Below are 15,734 nucleotides of genomic sequence, written 5' to 3'. Positions count from 1 at the left end.
GGTATATATAAAGCGCCGGGAGAGTATCGACCACATTACATATGATTAAAGCGAGGATTGAACGGCAGGGGGCGAGAAACGTGAAAGACGAAATGCTTGATAAAGAGGTGAAGGACTTAACGACCAAAGCGCACGAGATTGAAAGTGCGATGCATAGCTTCGATACCGGTTGCATGACGGAGAATATGGATCATCTAAGGGAAGCACTAATCGATGTCACTATGAAGTTGGACGACATAGAGCAAAATATGGGAGAAAGTATTAAGATCAGGTATTAAGTAAGGTTCGGTAGTATCTGCAAACCAATCGAGGGCTGCGGGGAGCTAAGCTCCCCGCAGTTTTTTTGATGTAATCCCTTTAACCCAATAAATGTTTTCAACAGATTCTCAGCATTTTCTCAAGAAACCACCGTATAATATCTTAGGTGACGGGTCTGTCCGCCGGCATGAAAAGCAGTTTTCCGGCGTTACATAGTTGGCTACGAAAGGATGGAAGTGAATGAGTAAACGCTTTATGGCATCGAAGACGTTAAGGTGGCGCGCAAAGTCGCCGTGGTCGGCACATCCGTTTTAGACAACCTGGGCGTGCAAGCCATGGGCGTCATGGGCCAGCGCATCTTGATCAACCACGTGCCGTTTACCGTCGTTGGAATTTTGCGCTCCAAAGGGTCCACCGGGTTTATGAATCAGGACGACCAGATAATCATCCCGGTCACGACGGCCATGCTGCGCTTTACCGGCAGTAAGTCTATTCGACAGATAGACGTTGCGGTTGAAAAAGACGCAAATATGGATGCGGTCTCGGCGGCAATCGAGAGCGTGCTTCGAAGGAGACATCGCATCGCATTTGATGCGGCCAATGATTTCACTATCCGCAACCAGGCAGAGATACTGAATACCCTCTCGAGCATTACCGGCGTATTTACTATTCTGCTCGGGGGCATAGCGAGTATATCGCTTTTGGTCGGCGGTATCGGGATTATGAATATCATGCTGGTATCGGTTACAGAGCGCACGAAAGAGATCGGTATTAGAAAAGCTCTCGGCGCCAAGCGCAAACATATCTTGAATCAGTTTATGATCGAGTCGATGGTGCTCAGCGGTTTTGGCGGCATCGTGGGCGTTATCTCGGGCATAGCGATCTCTTACGCGGTAAAGGTGGGATTTGGGTTTCAGACCGTCGTGTCGACCAATGCGATCGTGCTGGCGTTTGGTTTCTCGTTAGCCATAGGGATTTTCTTCGGTGTGTATCCGGCTATGAAAGCATCGTGCCTCCATCCGATCGATGCGCTTCACTATGAATAAGTGAGAGCAATGTTACCAACCCCAAGCTTGTTTAGGACAACCCTGGGGTGGGAATAAATATATGGAAGAAACTGGTATGTTTCGGCGCATGTTAGGAGTAACATAGGAGCCGGGAGGCGAAGTACATGAGAGCGGACGATCTGCTTGTCGAATACCAGGAACTGGAGAAACAAGCGCATGAGCTACGGCGCAAGATTCATTGCCGGGCAAACTGTGATGTATGTGTCCGAGAGGCCGCTAAGACCAAACAGGAACTTATCGATATAACGTTGAGAATGGACGAGATTAGCGACGAGCTTGGTAGAGAACGCAAGCTCGCATACAATTAGTAGGACGCGAGCGTAGCTTGTTATAAAAACAGGGAGCGGGGTTAAAGCCCGCTCCCTGTTTACTTACCCTTATGACCGTTCTTTAGGTTAAACCGTCGGTTAAGTGTTGCTCTCTAGTCAGTCGCCCATAAGCCTTTCGCGTTGTCGCGGGCCTCCGCCGCAAGTTTTCTAAACAACTCAACGTATTTCACATCGGGCGGGAAGGTAGCCTGGACCGCATAACCTTGCCTCACCAGCTCTGCGTTTACAAAAACGCCATCGGCATAGACGTAGCGTAGCAGCCTGCCGTATCTATCCGCCTCGCGGATATCTTTTACCATGCGCACCTGCTTACCCAGGACTAATTCCTTTGTTTTATCGGTCGCCTCGCGGTAGAAGGGCCGCCCGCGCTCCGGCGTGTCCATACCGATAAACCGCACCTTATAAAGCTTCCTGTTCATGGCGACCACGATTGTATCGCCGTCAACAACGCGGGTGACCTCAGCGATCTGAGCATGTTGGTTATCCGGCGTTGTGTCTTGAGCATCTTGCACACCTTGGGTGTCGCGGGATTCCTGCGTGTGCCCAGTACCCTTATCAACGTAAACCGCACGTTCCGAGGTCGCCGATTGACCGATCGTATCTTTGGGCATAGTGGACGTGATGGGTTTGCTACAGCCCGAGCGGCTCAGAACAAAAATAAGCCCAAAGGCTATCAAGATAACTGTCGCCGCAGGTGACAACGGCCTCAGCTTCTTCGAATACCTGCGCATATATTCCCCTTGCAGTATGGGACACTGCCGATCTATGGTGCTTTCAATTACTTCATATTACCACCAACGACGGCGCGGCGCCGCGTTTACCATCCGATGCCCGCGGGAAAATTCAGGTGATGGAGGGATGAAGTATGAGTTCTTGGCGGCGACGAGTAGCCATCGTTCTCGGTGATAGTTTCAACGCCGAGATTTATCATCGACTAAGGGATTGTTTTAGTAACGCGGGCATATCAATCATAATTGCTGCGCTGGATAAGAATGTAGAGCTAATCGATAGCAAAGGCAACGAGCTGGTAAAACCGGGCATGGGGATTGAAACTCTTCAGGATTTTAACTTCGATGCGATTATCTTAAGCGACGGGAGCGTCTCGGACAATTTAAGAAACAGCGAGCTGTTCCAAAACTTTATACGTGATGAGCATGATGCAGGGATGATTCTAGCAACGATAGATTTGAGCGTGCGCTATCTATTGGATGCCGGGATTGTAAAGGACCACTCCCTTACCGGCTCGCCCGAGGTAAGATATGAGCTTGAAACTCACGGCGCCAGGTATGAGAATGAGCCCGTTTGGGTTGATGGAAACCTTATCTCGGGGCGCTTACAGGAAGACATTTCGGAATTCTGCAGTGTTCTCATTGACGAGATCTCGCTGAAGCCCGCAGCTTGAACACTTCCCTTCACATGAGGATGATAGGTATACTGGCATGAGTATGGCTATGTTGGTATATGAAGGGGCATAAGATATGAATATGGCTATGGATGGATGTATCGAGCGCTTCGCGATTGTCATTATGGCTAAGATGCCGGTTCCCGGTAACGTTAAAACGAGGCTATGCCCGCCGCTTACCCCGGAACAGTCCGCTGCTCTTTACTCCGCTTTTCTGGAGGATACCGTACACAAAGTCGACAGAATCCAACGCGTCGGGAAATTTATCGCCCTAGATAGCAACCCCTCGCTACAGGGCGGCGTGACGAGGATAGGGACCCTGCCGGTTCCCGGCACCTATACAGTAATCGACCAGGGCAAGGGCGATTTAGGAGAGCGGATTAACAGGATTCTCGGGATTTTGTTTAAGAGCTTTGACCGGGTGCTTGTTGTCGGCGCAGATTCACCAACAATGCCGTATGAAGTGCTGGAATCGGCGATTGACGGGCTATCGGACCACGATGTCGTGATCGGCCCAAGTCAAGATGGGGGCTACTACCTACTGGGCTTGCGCGGGTATTTCGAGAGCCTATTCGACCGCATCGACTGGTCGACACACGTTGTCCTACGACAAACGCTCGACCACATCCGATCGGGCAATCTTTCAGTAAAGCAACTTCTCACCTGGTACGATATCGACACTCCTGTTAACCTGCTAAGACTGGCTGCCGAGCTTCGCGAGAACCGGTCCGAGGCGCCGGCCACCAGTACAGTGCTCAATGCTATGAATAACTTATCGTTATAATCTATTACCCGAATGAAACTACCCGCTATCCGCATGTAGTCGCACTGTTCAGGCGGCTACCCGATTATGCTGGTTACTTAAGCATTAATTCTAATTTAATCTTAACCTAGTGGTATATACTGCTATAACTCAACAAACCGCTTGACTGATTGAAAATAAGTATTTAATATATAAAGTATAAGATACAGTTCTTACGAAATGGGTAAAGGAGTGTAACGTCAATGAAAGTAAGGCCACTTATTATTGTACTAGCTTTATTCTTACTCTCGGCCCTTCTTTTAGGTTGTTCTGCAGCAAAAGAAGAGGCACAGAAGCCGGTGAAAGAGCAGGCAGTCGAGAAAGCCGGTACAAACGATCCCACTAAGGATAATCCGATGGTAGTCGACAGGGAAAAGGGTGTCGTTAAGATCTATACCGAGGCTAACGCCAAATACTTTGTCGAGCCGACCCGCCACGGAATCGTTGGGGACGGAGGTTCAAACTGCGACAAATCGGTCCTTAAAGGATTTGTGAAACCCGCCGATTTCTATCAAGCGCTCATCGATATCAGCGCAAAAGCCGGCGATAATGTCGAGCTGACATCACCCGCCGGTACGATGGTCCAGGGCGATATCTTGAAAGTTACCGCCACCATCGACGGTAACGACTACGACTTCTCGGAGCTTATAAAAGCCGATTCCGATAAAGGATGGGAGCCCCGCTTTGGCGGCAATCTAAAGAATGCGAACGAGAAGAAAACAGGATGCATTCTCTGCCTGGATAGTTGTTCTGTGGGAATTGCCAGCAATTCGAAGTATGGCTACATGGAGTTTCATGACAATAAGGTCAAGTTCTTCGGAAAACAGGACGTATTAAAAGAGGATAAAAAGCCTGTCGTCGTGTCGTTCGAGGTCAAGAAATAGCAATGCAATAAACGGACGGGGGTCGAGCGACCCCCTCCGCGCTTTTTTTGGGGGTATCATGTCAAAGCACATACGAAAGTCCACGTTATTAGGAGCGGTCGCACTTGCGGCCTTTGGTGTAATCTATTTTTTATCTGCAGATGTGCGCCACTTTTTTGCACAATCCATGTCCGTCTTGGGAAAAACGGATCCGCGCGACCTCGAAACGGGCATCCACCAGCTGCGGACCTACCTATTGGGCTTTGGTCTTTGGGCTCCCGTTATATCCAGCATTCTTATGATCTTGCAGATGATCGTCGCACCGATACCGGGGCAGTTAGTCACCTTTACGAACGGCTTGCTGTTTGGCGCATTCTGGGGGACGGTGCTCTCCTGGAGCAGTGCTATGGCCGGGGCGGCCCTCTGCTACGGCATTGCGACAGCGTTCGGGAGACCGGTCGTCGAGCGGCTTGTCGGCGCCAAGGGCCTTGAATATGTCGATCGCTTCTTCGAGCGTTACGGGACAAAAGCGATTTTGGTTGCCAGGCTGATACCGTTCGTGCCGTTTGACCCCATCAGCTACGGTGCCGGGCTTACCAATATGGGATTCTGGCGTTTCTTTATCGCGACCGGTATCGGACAATTGCCGGCGACCATCCTGTATTCGTGGCTGGGCGATAAAGTAACGGGCTCGATAAAGCTGATCTTCTGGGTGTTTGTGGGAGTGGTCTCCCTCACGGTCATTCTATCCGCACTCAAGCCCCGGTTTGAGAGATGGCTTATTGAGGGCAGGACGATGGAGCGAGAAAAAGTGCCCCCTCTGATCGTGATAGACCGGGTGTTTCGCTCTGCGTTTACTGCGTTTTTACTTGGTTTTGATATCAGCTGGTTGCTAATGAAAAACATCCAATTTGATATGAGCATGAGGACAGGTATGTTGATGCCCGTCTTTCTTGTGATCGGTCTAATAGCCGGTATCTGGCGCCTGCGATACTACTCGTCAAACCCAAAACCGATGAAACGTATCGGACGGATACTTTTCTGGGGGATGGCCGCGGTTTCCGCCGTCATACTCGTCACGATCGCGAGCGATCCGGGTACCTTGGCGCTGGTGCTTCCCATTCAGATGCGTGAAGGGTTCTTTGTGGGCGACTTGAAGCTTGAAACTGCCAGAACTATATCTTACATCTTCTTTTTGCTTGGATTCTGGCGAATCGGGACCGATGCGGTACGCCGTTTGAGAAGAACCGGAAAGCTAAAAGTAAAGGTGGCCAAATCCCAGGCGTAGAGCCGGTAAAGGCTGTATGGGTCAGTTTGGCGCCTGGTTGTCGGGAGAGATTGATATGTTTGAAGCCGCACGAAAACTTTCATATATCGAGCAGAGGAAACAACCGCGCTACTTTGCATTCTTAAAAATCACGGTAAGCATGGCGCTGATCGCAACCCTGCTATATAAATCGGATACGCAAAAGTATATCGAGCTTATCCGACATTCTTCGCCCGTCTATCTGCTTATCGCGCTTTTATTGACAGTGTTTTCAATAATCGTCAGTGCGTATAAGTGGCAGCTCTTGACGATTGCGCAGGGATTTACGGTACCGCTGAGAAGCCTTGTTTCGTCTTACTTCGTGGGTTTGTTTTTCAACAACTTCATGCCGACAAGTATCGGGGGTGATGTCGTGCGGGTATACGACCTGCGCAAGATAACCAAAGATGGTCCTGCCGCAGCCGCATCGGTGGTTGCCGAGCGCGTTCTGGCATCGTTTACGCTGGGGCTGATAGTTTTATGCGGCGTCGCGTTCGGCCCGAGGTATCTTATGCGCTACTTGCCGCTTATCACCGCATTCGTCGCCGTTTGCATGGCGTCGCTCATCGCCGTGCTGTATGCGCATAAGTTCGGCGCGGTGCTCGAACGATTTGAGTCGGTGCTCGTGAAGAAACTCAAAAGCATGGCCGAATCGATGCGCTCCTCAGTTGAGCACAAGCCGACCCTGGCTAAAGTGCTGATTTACTCGTTTATTTTCCAGCTGATGGTCGTCACGATCAATATCTTTATACTAAAGGCGCTCGGACTCAATGTGCCGGCTGCCTTCGTTCTTTTATCTATACCGATAATTTCTGCAATCACCATGCTTCCCGTTTCGTTAAACGGCCTTGGAGTGCGTGAAGCCGCCTACGTGTATTTCTTTTCGCAGGTGGGCCTTTCGACCGAGGAATCGATCGCGGTATCCATCTATTTTTTCCTGATAGTGACGTTGGTTAGCCTAATAGGGGGTGTGATATTTGCTGCCCGTGAGTAGAAAGAACCGTTTTTTCGGTAAGGCCAAAGAGAGCGTGAAGGATACTGTACCGCAGATAATTACCGCCGCTAGTGAATCTGCGCAGGGAGACGCCGCGCACGAACGGGCGGCGCGCTGCTTCGATCGAGGCTATAACTGCGCCCAGTCCGTCATGCTGTCGGCTGCCGAGACATTTGATGTCGCTATCCCATCCGAGATCATCAAAGGGGCGGCCGCATTTACCGGGGGCATTGGCTACTCCGGGTGCACGTGCGGTGCACTTGTAGGCGCCTCGCTTTTTATCGGCGTTATATTAGCCGACGACAAGAAACCGCGAAAGCGCACGAAAACTCTCGATGTAAGCGGTAAGTTCCATGATCGTTTCAAGGAGACCTTTAAGTCGACGTGTTGCCGGGCACTGCGAAAGGGCAGCGACTTTAAAGACAAACAGGCCGACCGCCGGTGCAAAGAGATTACCGCCATAACGGCCAGTCTACTGGTCGACATGGTATCCAAAGAGATGATACCGGAGAAGACGTTCTGATGATTTCTGTCATAATTCCGGTTCTTAACGAGGAAGCGGCCTTGCCTGCTTTCCTTCATCAATTTAAAGATATCGAAGGGGATTTTGAACTACTGATCTGCGACGGCGGCAGTACCGACAGCACTGTCGAGGTCGTGCAAACCCTTGATATAGCTAACATGGCGAACATCAAATTGATAGAAGTTCCGCGCGGCCGGGCGCGTCAGATGAATGTGGGCGCGCAGGCGGCTTTAGGCGATATTCTTCTATTTCTGCATGCGGATACGAATCTCGATACTAATGCGCTCACATCTATCGAAGACGCCATGCGCGATACAGCGGTTGCCGGCGGTCGCTTTAAAGTAAAACTGGATAATCCTGCTGCACCTTACAGGATGATCGGCGTGATGATAAATGTCCGGGACGGCATCTTCGGCGGATTCACGGGCGACCAGGCGATATTCGTGAGAAAATCGGTATTTAAAGCGATGGGTGGATTTAAAGAAATCGAGCTTTGCGAAGATATCGACCTGGCGGTTCGCTTAAAAGACGCCGGTAAGGTAATCAGATTACGGCTGTATGCTGTCACGGCGGCACGGCGCTGGGAGAAAAAGGGGCTTGCCAGAACCATTCTTTTGATGTGGCTCATACGGTTGCTGTTCTATGCACGCGTCTCTCCCAAGAAGCTGGCTGCGATATATGCGGATGTGCGCTAGAGGATCCATATAGTTAGATTGTGCTTAGAAGGTATATGCCAGGGGGTTTATAATGGGCGTTTGCAATCAAGAACTTTCAACGATTAACTTGACAAGGGCGGGCATAGGAACATTGCAGGTAAACCTGGGGATGCTTTGCAACCAGGCCTGCGTTCACTGCCACCATAACGCGGGGCCGGCAAGGACCGAGCTGATGTCGGCCGAAACGTGTAGGAGAACGCTTACATTTTTCGAGGAAAACGATATTCCCGTTCTTGAGTTGACCGGTGGGGCGCCGGAGCTGAACCCCAATTTCAAAGATATCGTGTACCAGGCGCGAGCCATGGGCAGAAGGGTAATCGTCCGCTCAAACCTGACCGTCCTTTTTGAGGACGGCATGGAGGGTTTGCCCACGTTTTTTGCCGAAAATAATATCGAATTGGTCTGCTCGATGCCCTGTTACCTTGAGCAAAATGTCGACGCCCAGCGTGGCCGCGGTGTTTACAAAAAAAGCATAGCCGCCCTCAAGATGCTCAACGATCTCGGCTACGGGATGCAGGGTACCGGGTTGTTGCTCTACCTCGTCTATAACCCCGGCGGCTCGTTCTTGCCCGGCGACCAGCCGGTCCTTGAAGACGGGTACAAACAGAGCCTCAACGAAGCCCATGGGATCATGTTTAACCACCTCTATACGATTACCAACATGCCTATCGGTAGATTTGCAAAACAGCTGCGCGAGGTCGGCTCGTATGAGGAGTATATCGAGCTGCTCAGGCATAGCGTGAACCTCGATCTGTTGCATAATGCGATGTGCCGAAGCCTCATCAGCGTCGGCTGGGACGGGTGGATTTACGATTGCGATTTTAATCAGGCGCTAAAATTTCCGATTGGTGGGGAGAACAAGAAACTTTGGGAATATACCAAAGACGAGATAATGGGATACAGTATTACCCTGTCCGACCATTGCTATGGTTGCATCGCCGGAAGTGGGAGCAGCTGTACCGGGTCATTAGAGAGAGGATCGATGAATTGATCGGCATTATCACCGGCTCCGGCCTCTACGAGCTAGAAGAACTCGAGCTACAAGAAGAGAGAACCATCCCCACGCCGTTTGGGGGTGCCAAGGTAACCCTGGGCTCAATCGATGGCAAGGACGTTGCGTTTATCGCCCGCCATGGCAGAAACCACGAGCTTCTCCCGAACACGATCAACTACCGGACGAATATATTTGCCTTGAAAGAAGCCGGCGCCCGTGCGATTATCGCGACGTCGGTGATGGGCGTGGTGGATAGGCTTTTGGGGCTCGGACGTGTGATTTTATTTGATGACCTGTACTTTCCCGAAAACCGCCTGCCGAACGGAGAAATCTGCACGATGTTCACCGCACCGGGCGATCCCGAGCGGGCGCACTACATATTTTCATCCCCCTTCTCATCATATATCCGGGGGATTGCCGCAAAAGTGGCCGCCGATCTGAATATCAACCACATAAACGGCGGCGTATACGGACACGTAAACGGGCCAAGGTTCAATTCAAGAGCCGAGATACGCTCCCTGCAATCTGCCAGGGTGACGGCGATAAGCCAGACAAGTGGCCCCGAAGCGGTGCTCTCGGGTGAGTTTGAAATCCCTTACCAGTTGATAGGCTTTGGGATAGACTATGCCAACGGGGTAAGCCCCGAGCCGACCCCAATAGAGATGCTCGACAGCAATCTGTCCCTTGCGGCAACCGTGCTTCCCAAACTCATCGAGCATATCATTCAATCCGTAAACTTGGACGATATCGGCTTCGACGGTATCCTTTACAAGTTCGAGTAAATCCAGTAAATCCGGGTCCGCATACGGCATCAACTTTTGCCGATAATCCCCTTCATCAGTTAAAATAAGGTTTGTTGCAGAAACTACTGCGTGCTTGCAGGGCGCAAGCGCAAATCCATATGTAAGGAATGAGTTCCGATTAGAACGGTTGTTGGTATTGATGTCGGCGGTACGTTTACCGATTTCGTCCTCTTAAGGGGTGGCGTACGCACCATCCACAAAGTCCTTTCGACCCACCCCGATCCCGAGATAGGTGTTATTAACGGCCTGGCAGAGCTTGGGATAGCCATCGACGGGGCGGGTGGCATCATCGATATCATCCACGGCTCGACCATCGCGACCAACGCGCTTCTCGAGCGAAAGGGCGCCAAGGTCGCGCTTGTTACGACGCAAGGGTTTACCGACCTTATAGATATCGGACGACAGAACCGCCCGCAGCTCTATAGTTTTTGGGCGGATATCCCAAAACCGCTGGTGGATAAGGAATGCCGGTTTGGTGTAGATGAGCGAATCGGGGCGCATGGCGAGGTCGTCAATCCTCTTAAGACGGTCGATATCACGGCCTTGGGGCGATTACTCCAAGAGAACGATGTCGATTCTGTTGCGATTTGTTTTCTTTTCTCATTTCTTAATCCTTCCCACGAACAGGCGGTTGAAGAGTATCTTATAAAGAACGGATATTTTGTATCCGCCTCGTATGCCATACTCCCGGAATATCGTGAGTACGAGCGCCTTTCCACCACGGTTATCAACGCATTCGTAACGCCCCTTGTCGCCAAGTATCTGGATAAACTCTCATCGGGAATCGGAACGGCATTGGCTGAGAACTTGCGGATCATGCAATCGAACGGCGGCTTGGCATCCGCTTCGGCTATATCGAAGCGCGCTGTCGAGACCGTTCTATCGGGTCCCGCCGGTGGCACTGTTGCGGCCGCGCACCTAGGGGAACTCACCGGGGCCAAGCATCTTATATCGTTCGATATGGGAGGTACGTCGACCGATGTAAGTCTCATCGATGGCGCCTTGCAATTTACTACCGAATTTAGTCTTTACGGGTCGCCGGTTAAAACCCCGATGGTCGATATCCATACAGTGGGGGCCGGCGGTGGCTCTATCGCATGGGTCGATGCGGGCGGCGCACTGCAGGTCGGGCCGCAGAGCGCCGGCTCAAACCCCGGACCGGCCTGCTACGGGAGGGGAGGAGAGCCGACGATCACAGATGCCAATGTCGTGCTCGGCCGCCTTCATCCCGAGCATTTTCTTGGTGGCCGGCAGAGGCTCGACATCGATCGCGCAAAGCTGGCTTTCACAACTCTTGGCGCTACATGCGGCCTTGATATGCAGGCCGCAGCGAACGGCGTTTTGAAGATCGCCGTATCCAACATGCAAAAAGCCGTTCGCGTGATATCGGTGGAGCGCGGCCATGACCCACGCGACTTTACACTTGTGGCTTACGGCGGTGCCGGTCCGATGCATGCCTGTGAGCTTGCCGAGGCCGCGCTCATCCCACAGGTGATAATCCCACAGGTTCCCGGCGTTTTCTCTGCGTTTGGCATGACTGTCTCGGATATCGCCAAGGATTTTTCGGCCACGGTTCTTGGAAAACTTGAGACCGTTTCGCCGTCTACACTGCAGACCGCATTTATCCCGCTGCTCGATGAGGTCTACCGTTATCTATTAGGTGAGGGGGTCGGCGAGCGGGATATGGTGTTTGAAAAGTCCCTGGATTCGAGGTATGTCGGCCAATCATTTGAGCTAACGGTGTCCCTGGATGACTTCACGGATGATTACGCCGGAGCATTCCATGCCCTGCATAAAGAACGGTACGGATATTCGAGTCCCGCAGAAGAAATCGAGGTCGTCACCATAAGGGCACGTGCGATCGGAATGCGCGAAAAGCCTCCCGCTCAAGCGATCGGCAAGGCTGTAGCCCCCGTACTACCAATCGCAACGACCCGCACCTATTTCGACCGCTGGCTTACCACACCCTGCTATGAACGCAGCGGGCTTTTGTCGGGCCATGGTATATCCGGCCCCGCCCTGGTGTTTCAGCTCGATACAACGACCGTTATCCCGCCCGGCTGGGAGGCCGCTGTGGATGGGTACGGCAACCTGCTATTGCAACGGTCGGGTCCTGATGGTGATATAGATGATTGATGTGGGTAAGGTCGATCCGGTCGCGCTCCAAATATTCGGCAACCTTTTTTCATCGATAGCGGATGAGATGGGTGTTACCCTCGGGAGAACCGCCTATTCCGCAAATATTAAAGAGCGGCGCGATTACTCGTGTGCGATTTTTGATACTACGTTGCGCCTTGTGGCGGAGGGGTCGCATATCCCGGTCCACCTAGGGGCGATGCCTCTCAGCCTGCGCGAGGCGGCGCACCGTATCGAATTTGCACCGGGCGATGTGGTTATAGCGAACGACCCGTTTGCGGGAGGCACGCACCTGCCCGATATCACGCTGATAACCCCCATCTTTTTCGAAGATGAGCTTGCGGGTTTTGCGGTCAGCCGGGCGCACCATGCAGATGTCGGCAGCCGGTTCCCCGGCTCGATGGGCCTCGGTCGCACCATTCACGATGAGGGAATATGCATACCACCCACAAAGTTAGTCGTTGCCGAAGAAATGGATGAGGAGCTACTCGCCTCTTTTCTGGACCGGGTAAGGAACCCCGTAGAGCGCCTCGGCGACCTTAAAGCCCAGCTTGCGGCAAACGAGATCGGAAGCAGCCGGTTTAACGAATTGCTTAGAAAATACGGTGTGGAAACGATCCGCGGGCAGGTAGATAACATAATCGCCTACACCAGGACTCATACCGAAAAGCTGATACGATCCATCCCAAACGGCATCTACTCATTCGTCGATTATCTTGATAGCGATGGATTCAACGATATTCCGCTTAAGATCGCCGTTAAGATCACGATTGATGAAAATCTCGATGAGACCCGGGCGGTGATCGATTTTAGTGGTACCGACGCCCAGGTTCAAAGCCCGGTAAATGCGCCGATTGCGGTAACCTTTAGCGCGGTCTACTATGTGTTCCGGTGCCTGCTTCCACCGACCGTTCCCGCAAATCACGGCACCTTTTATCCGCTTGAGATACATGCCCCCGAAGGCTCGCTCGTTAATGCAGCCAATCCGGCGGCTGTTGCCGCCGGCAATGTCGAGACATCCCAGCGAATCGTGGACGTACTGCTCGGGGCGCTCGCCGCGGCGCTACCCGGCCGTATTCCTGCGGCAAGTCAGGGAACCATGAATAACCTGTCGTTTGGATTTGTGGATGCTGCTGGCGATGAGCACACGTATTATGAGACAATTGGTGGCGGCATGGGTGCGTATTCAGGTAAAGCGGGATTAAGCGGCGTTCATACGCACATGACCAATACGCTTAATACTCCTATTGAGGCGCTTGAGTTATCGTATCCGGTCAGGGTGCGGGAGTATGGCGTTCGAACCGGCTCTGGTGGACCAGGAAGGTTTGCGGGCGGTGATGGTGGCATCCGCAGAATCGAGTTCCTGAAAGACAGTTCGGTGTCCATCCTTTCTGACAGGAGAACCTTCGCACCATATGGTTGCGCAGGCGGCATGCCGGGTAAACCGGGCAGAAATACTCTGCTGCGGGACGGTAAAGAGATCGAGGTACCGGGTAAAGCATCGTTTAATGTCAAATCAGGTGATATAGTGAGTATTGAGACACCTGGAGGAGGTGGATATGGATCATAATCTTGCCGGTCTTTGGCGCCGGAGTATGGCTTTCTTGCTCGATGGCCTGCTGGTTCTTGGCAGTCTATGGCTTGTATACCTGCGCCCGAACGTGTTTCCCGGGTTGATAGATACGCGGGTGCTCGGCGTAATCGTTCTCTTCGTCGGTTATGAGGCCCTTACACTTTATTACTTCGGAGCAACGCTCGGGAAACTTGTACTGGGCGTCAGAATCGTCGATCACACCACACTAGAGAGACCGTCGCTGTTGAAGTGCTTTATAAGGCCGCTGGCAAAACTCTCGTTTGGAATATGGGTTATAAACAGCCTATTCTTCGGCTTCCTGGCGTTTGCATATACGCTGGTCGATTTTTTCAGGATGCTAACCGATGAGCAGTACCAATCGGTTCACGATATCGTGGCAGGGACGTTCGTTTTACGATCACGTCGGCAGATAGTAGAATCCGGCGTCAAGCAGGAGGCATAGAGTTCGAAACGCCGGACAGCGCATTAGTCGGCGGGTAACGCCACGACTTTAGTTCGCTGTGTAGTGGTTTTATGTGGGGTGCAGGTTAAAAGGGTAAGCTGCTCGCGATCTGTCTTTTCATAAAGTTTTGGGTCATCCGCCGGGAGCGCCGTTTGGCTCTTGACAACGTAATGGTATTCTTTCCCCCGGTTAGCAACGTAAATATCGTCGCCTCTCTTAAGTTCATAAAGAAGTCCGAAGGTAGTTTGCGGAACCCATTTTGCCGGGTCATAGTTATGGCCTGCGATAATACAGTTTTTGCCGTCCCCCGGAAAGCCGCTTTCCGGCACATGCGATACACCCCTGCGCAAGAAATCTTGTGTTACCGCCGGTAAAACCGGCGAATCGACTCTGATTTTCGGGATGACGATCCAAAAATGTCCGCGCTCCAGCACGATAGGGTTTATCTTAGGTTCAGGGGCGATAGTTGCGTAGATTTTCGGCAGGTAAAGAGATATAAGTAACACCATGCCCGCAAAGAGGATTATCCCGCCCACTACCTTTTGTGTAGCACCGTATCTCTTTTTCGGTTTCGACGTAGCTGGTCGAGTCTTGTTGAGCTTTGTCTGCGAGGTCTTTTTATTCTTAGCTGTACTTTTCTTCTTTTGCCCGGCCATAAAAACAGTATATTGTTGCCGGCGGTCAATTACAATGAGAGATATGTCAAAAATGCTGTAAGACAGTGGCGCTTGAAGGCATAATCATACGTTGTCAGCCCAAACGATAAGGCAACGGTAGTACTAATCACCGTCATTATCATATATAATGCTCAAGCTCTCGTTAGAACATTCACAAAAACATCTTACGATATAAGGGAAAAGCTTGATAAGATACCACCCAGCGTATACAATGAGCCTGTAGGCTTAATTGAATAATGAGCAGCGACCGTCTTAGATTGTTAGCACCAGGATTTTTCAACAAGGTTGCGATGAACCTAGTCCGCAATATGGTCACTTGGGCTAAGGGGAGCGAGTAGTGAAACCGACCTTTCTATTATGGTCGGCTTTTTTATTTTAGGCCTAGCAATTGACTGACAAGGATTAGGGATGCAATAGAAGTTTTAGTACAGAATCCTTAGGAGGCGATTTAATGAATGTTTTAAGCCATCAAATTTCTTTAGGTTCCGGAGGTAAGGCCAAGGGATCTAAGAAGATGGTGATCGCTATCGTTGCAGCCGTAGTGGTAGTTGCTGCAATAGCGATAGTGGTAGTGGGCTCTCGCGTAATGCAGGGGCAGCGTGACGCTGAATTCAAGAAATCTTACGATAGCGGCATGAGTGCTTTCCAAAAGGGAAACATCCCCGATGCCGTATTGCGGCTGCAAAAAGCTGTGACGCTTATTCCAAACGACAGCAAGGCACATCTGAGCCTGGCTCAAGGCTATTCCTCGGTCGGAAAGATCAAGGATGCCGAGAGCGAGTACCTCGAGAGCCTTAAGCTTAACTCGAATCAACCTGAGGCCCAGTA

The 15,734-nt window shown here is 51.5% G+C and carries 17 protein-coding genes and 1 pseudogene; 16 read left to right on the top strand and 2 right to left on the bottom strand.

Features of this window, described 5'->3' with window-relative positions; genetic code table 11:
- The first annotated feature begins 80 nt into the window (after window positions 1-80).
- From ACYC56_RS06400 to ACYC56_RS06390, 3 genes are all read left to right on the top strand, one after another.
- Complete coding sequence (locus ACYC56_RS06400; protein ID WP_461373346.1) at window positions 81-278, top strand: hypothetical protein; 198 nt, start codon at window positions 81-83, stop codon at window positions 276-278.
- Window positions 279-533: 255 nt separating this feature from the next.
- Window positions 534-1,304 (top strand): ABC transporter permease, encoded by a 771-nt coding sequence (locus ACYC56_RS06395; RefSeq protein ID WP_461373345.1) that lies wholly within the window; start codon window positions 534-536, stop codon window positions 1,302-1,304.
- Between the two features lie 125 nt (window positions 1,305-1,429).
- Window positions 1,430-1,633: a hypothetical protein gene (locus ACYC56_RS06390; RefSeq protein WP_461373344.1), complete on the top strand. Its 204-nt coding sequence runs from the start codon at window positions 1,430-1,432 to the stop codon at window positions 1,631-1,633.
- 113 nt (window positions 1,634-1,746) lie between these two features.
- On the opposite strand, the gene ACYC56_RS06385 is transcribed toward ACYC56_RS06390, so the two are convergent.
- Complete coding sequence (locus ACYC56_RS06385; protein WP_461373343.1) at window positions 1,747-2,385, bottom strand: thermonuclease family protein; 639 nt, start codon at window positions 2,383-2,385, stop codon at window positions 1,747-1,749.
- A gap of 134 nt (window positions 2,386-2,519) precedes the next feature.
- Between ACYC56_RS06385 and ACYC56_RS06380 the strand changes: the two genes are divergently transcribed.
- From ACYC56_RS06380 to ACYC56_RS06325, 12 genes and pseudogenes are all read left to right on the top strand, one after another.
- Entirely contained in the window at window positions 2,520-3,056 is a 537-nt protein-coding gene (locus tag ACYC56_RS06380; protein ID WP_461373342.1) for a DJ-1/PfpI family protein, read from the top strand.
- A 76-nt stretch (window positions 3,057-3,132) separates the two neighbouring features.
- Complete coding sequence (locus ACYC56_RS06375; protein ID WP_461373341.1) at window positions 3,133-3,840, top strand: TIGR04282 family arsenosugar biosynthesis glycosyltransferase; 708 nt, start codon at window positions 3,133-3,135, stop codon at window positions 3,838-3,840.
- 221 nt (window positions 3,841-4,061) lie between these two features.
- Complete coding sequence (locus ACYC56_RS06370) at window positions 4,062-4,742, top strand: YdjY domain-containing protein (protein WP_461373340.1); 681 nt, start codon at window positions 4,062-4,064, stop codon at window positions 4,740-4,742.
- A gap of 58 nt (window positions 4,743-4,800) precedes the next feature.
- A pseudogene (locus ACYC56_RS06365) lies at window positions 4,801-5,481 on the top strand (TVP38/TMEM64 family protein); the annotation flags it as partial.
- 544 nt (window positions 5,482-6,025) lie between these two features.
- A complete protein-coding gene (locus tag ACYC56_RS06360) occupies window positions 6,026-7,021 on the top strand; it encodes a lysylphosphatidylglycerol synthase transmembrane domain-containing protein (protein WP_461373339.1) in 996 nt (331 codons plus the stop codon).
- Complete coding sequence (locus ACYC56_RS06355; RefSeq protein WP_461373338.1) at window positions 7,014-7,544, top strand: C-GCAxxG-C-C family (seleno)protein; 531 nt, start codon at window positions 7,014-7,016, stop codon at window positions 7,542-7,544. Before ACYC56_RS06360 ends, ACYC56_RS06355 begins: the two co-directional genes overlap by 8 nt.
- The gene (locus ACYC56_RS06350) at window positions 7,544-8,239 is read left to right on the top strand and encodes a TIGR04283 family arsenosugar biosynthesis glycosyltransferase (protein ID WP_461373337.1); all 696 of its coding nucleotides are present in this window, start codon (window positions 7,544-7,546) and stop codon (window positions 8,237-8,239) included. The genes ACYC56_RS06355 and ACYC56_RS06350 overlap by 1 nt, the downstream gene beginning before the upstream one ends.
- Before the next feature lie 52 nt (window positions 8,240-8,291).
- Entirely contained in the window at window positions 8,292-9,251 is a 960-nt protein-coding gene (arsS, locus tag ACYC56_RS06345) for an arsenosugar biosynthesis radical SAM (seleno)protein ArsS (protein WP_461373336.1), read from the top strand.
- The gene (locus ACYC56_RS06340) at window positions 9,191-10,036 is read left to right on the top strand and encodes an MTAP family purine nucleoside phosphorylase (protein ID WP_461373335.1); all 846 of its coding nucleotides are present in this window, start codon (window positions 9,191-9,193) and stop codon (window positions 10,034-10,036) included. Before arsS ends, ACYC56_RS06340 begins: the two co-directional genes overlap by 61 nt.
- A 138-nt stretch (window positions 10,037-10,174) precedes the next feature.
- Window positions 10,175-12,193 (top strand): hydantoinase/oxoprolinase family protein, encoded by a 2,019-nt coding sequence (locus ACYC56_RS06335; RefSeq protein ID WP_461373347.1) that lies wholly within the window; start codon window positions 10,175-10,177, stop codon window positions 12,191-12,193.
- On the top strand, window positions 12,186-13,763 hold the full coding sequence (locus tag ACYC56_RS06330; protein ID WP_461373334.1) for a hydantoinase B/oxoprolinase family protein: 1,578 nt from the start codon (window positions 12,186-12,188) through the stop codon (window positions 13,761-13,763). Before ACYC56_RS06335 ends, ACYC56_RS06330 begins: the two co-directional genes overlap by 8 nt.
- Window positions 13,753-14,229: an RDD family protein gene (locus ACYC56_RS06325; protein WP_461373333.1), complete on the top strand. Its 477-nt coding sequence runs from the start codon at window positions 13,753-13,755 to the stop codon at window positions 14,227-14,229. The genes ACYC56_RS06330 and ACYC56_RS06325 overlap by 11 nt, the downstream gene beginning before the upstream one ends.
- A gap of 23 nt (window positions 14,230-14,252) precedes the next feature.
- Here the strand turns inward: ACYC56_RS06325 and ACYC56_RS06320 are convergent, their stop codons facing one another.
- Window positions 14,253-14,885, bottom strand: a complete 633-nt coding sequence (locus ACYC56_RS06320; RefSeq protein WP_461373332.1) for a sortase — start codon at window positions 14,883-14,885, stop codon at window positions 14,253-14,255.
- A gap of 472 nt (window positions 14,886-15,357) precedes the next feature.
- Between ACYC56_RS06320 and ACYC56_RS06315 the strand changes: the two genes are divergently transcribed.
- On the top strand, window positions 15,358-15,734 hold a 377-nt coding region (locus ACYC56_RS06315), incomplete at its 3' end, for a tetratricopeptide repeat protein (protein WP_461373331.1).

The organism is Candidatus Aquicultor sp., assembly GCF_054640775.1.
The sequence above is the reverse complement of the archived record's forward strand: the minus strand, read 5'-3'. Positions and strand labels throughout refer to the sequence as shown.

Bases quoted from the DNA above. Each gene is read 5' to 3' on its own strand.
- ACYC56_RS06390 (WP_461373344.1), top strand. From the start codon at position 1,430: ATGAGAGCGGACGATCTGCTTGTCGAATACCAGGAACTGGAGAAACAA.
- ACYC56_RS06385 (WP_461373343.1), bottom strand. From the start codon at position 2,385: ATGCGCAGGTATTCGAAGAAGCTGAGGCCGTTGTCACCTGCGGCGACA.
- ACYC56_RS06380 (WP_461373342.1), top strand. From the start codon at position 2,520: ATGAGTTCTTGGCGGCGACGAGTAGCCATCGTTCTCGGTGATAGTTTC.
- ACYC56_RS06375 (WP_461373341.1), top strand. From the start codon at position 3,133: ATGAATATGGCTATGGATGGATGTATCGAGCGCTTCGCGATTGTCATT.
- ACYC56_RS06370 (WP_461373340.1), top strand. From the start codon at position 4,062: ATGAAAGTAAGGCCACTTATTATTGTACTAGCTTTATTCTTACTCTCG.
- ACYC56_RS06360 (WP_461373339.1), top strand. From the start codon at position 6,026: ATGGGTCAGTTTGGCGCCTGGTTGTCGGGAGAGATTGATATGTTTGAA.
- ACYC56_RS06350 (WP_461373337.1), top strand. From the start codon at position 7,544: ATGATTTCTGTCATAATTCCGGTTCTTAACGAGGAAGCGGCCTTGCCT.
- arsS (WP_461373336.1), top strand. From the start codon at position 8,292: ATGGGCGTTTGCAATCAAGAACTTTCAACGATTAACTTGACAAGGGCG.
- ACYC56_RS06330 (WP_461373334.1), top strand. From the start codon at position 12,186: ATGATTGATGTGGGTAAGGTCGATCCGGTCGCGCTCCAAATATTCGGC.
- ACYC56_RS06325 (WP_461373333.1), top strand. From the start codon at position 13,753: ATGGATCATAATCTTGCCGGTCTTTGGCGCCGGAGTATGGCTTTCTTG.
- ACYC56_RS06320 (WP_461373332.1), bottom strand. From the start codon at position 14,885: ATGGCCGGGCAAAAGAAGAAAAGTACAGCTAAGAATAAAAAGACCTCG.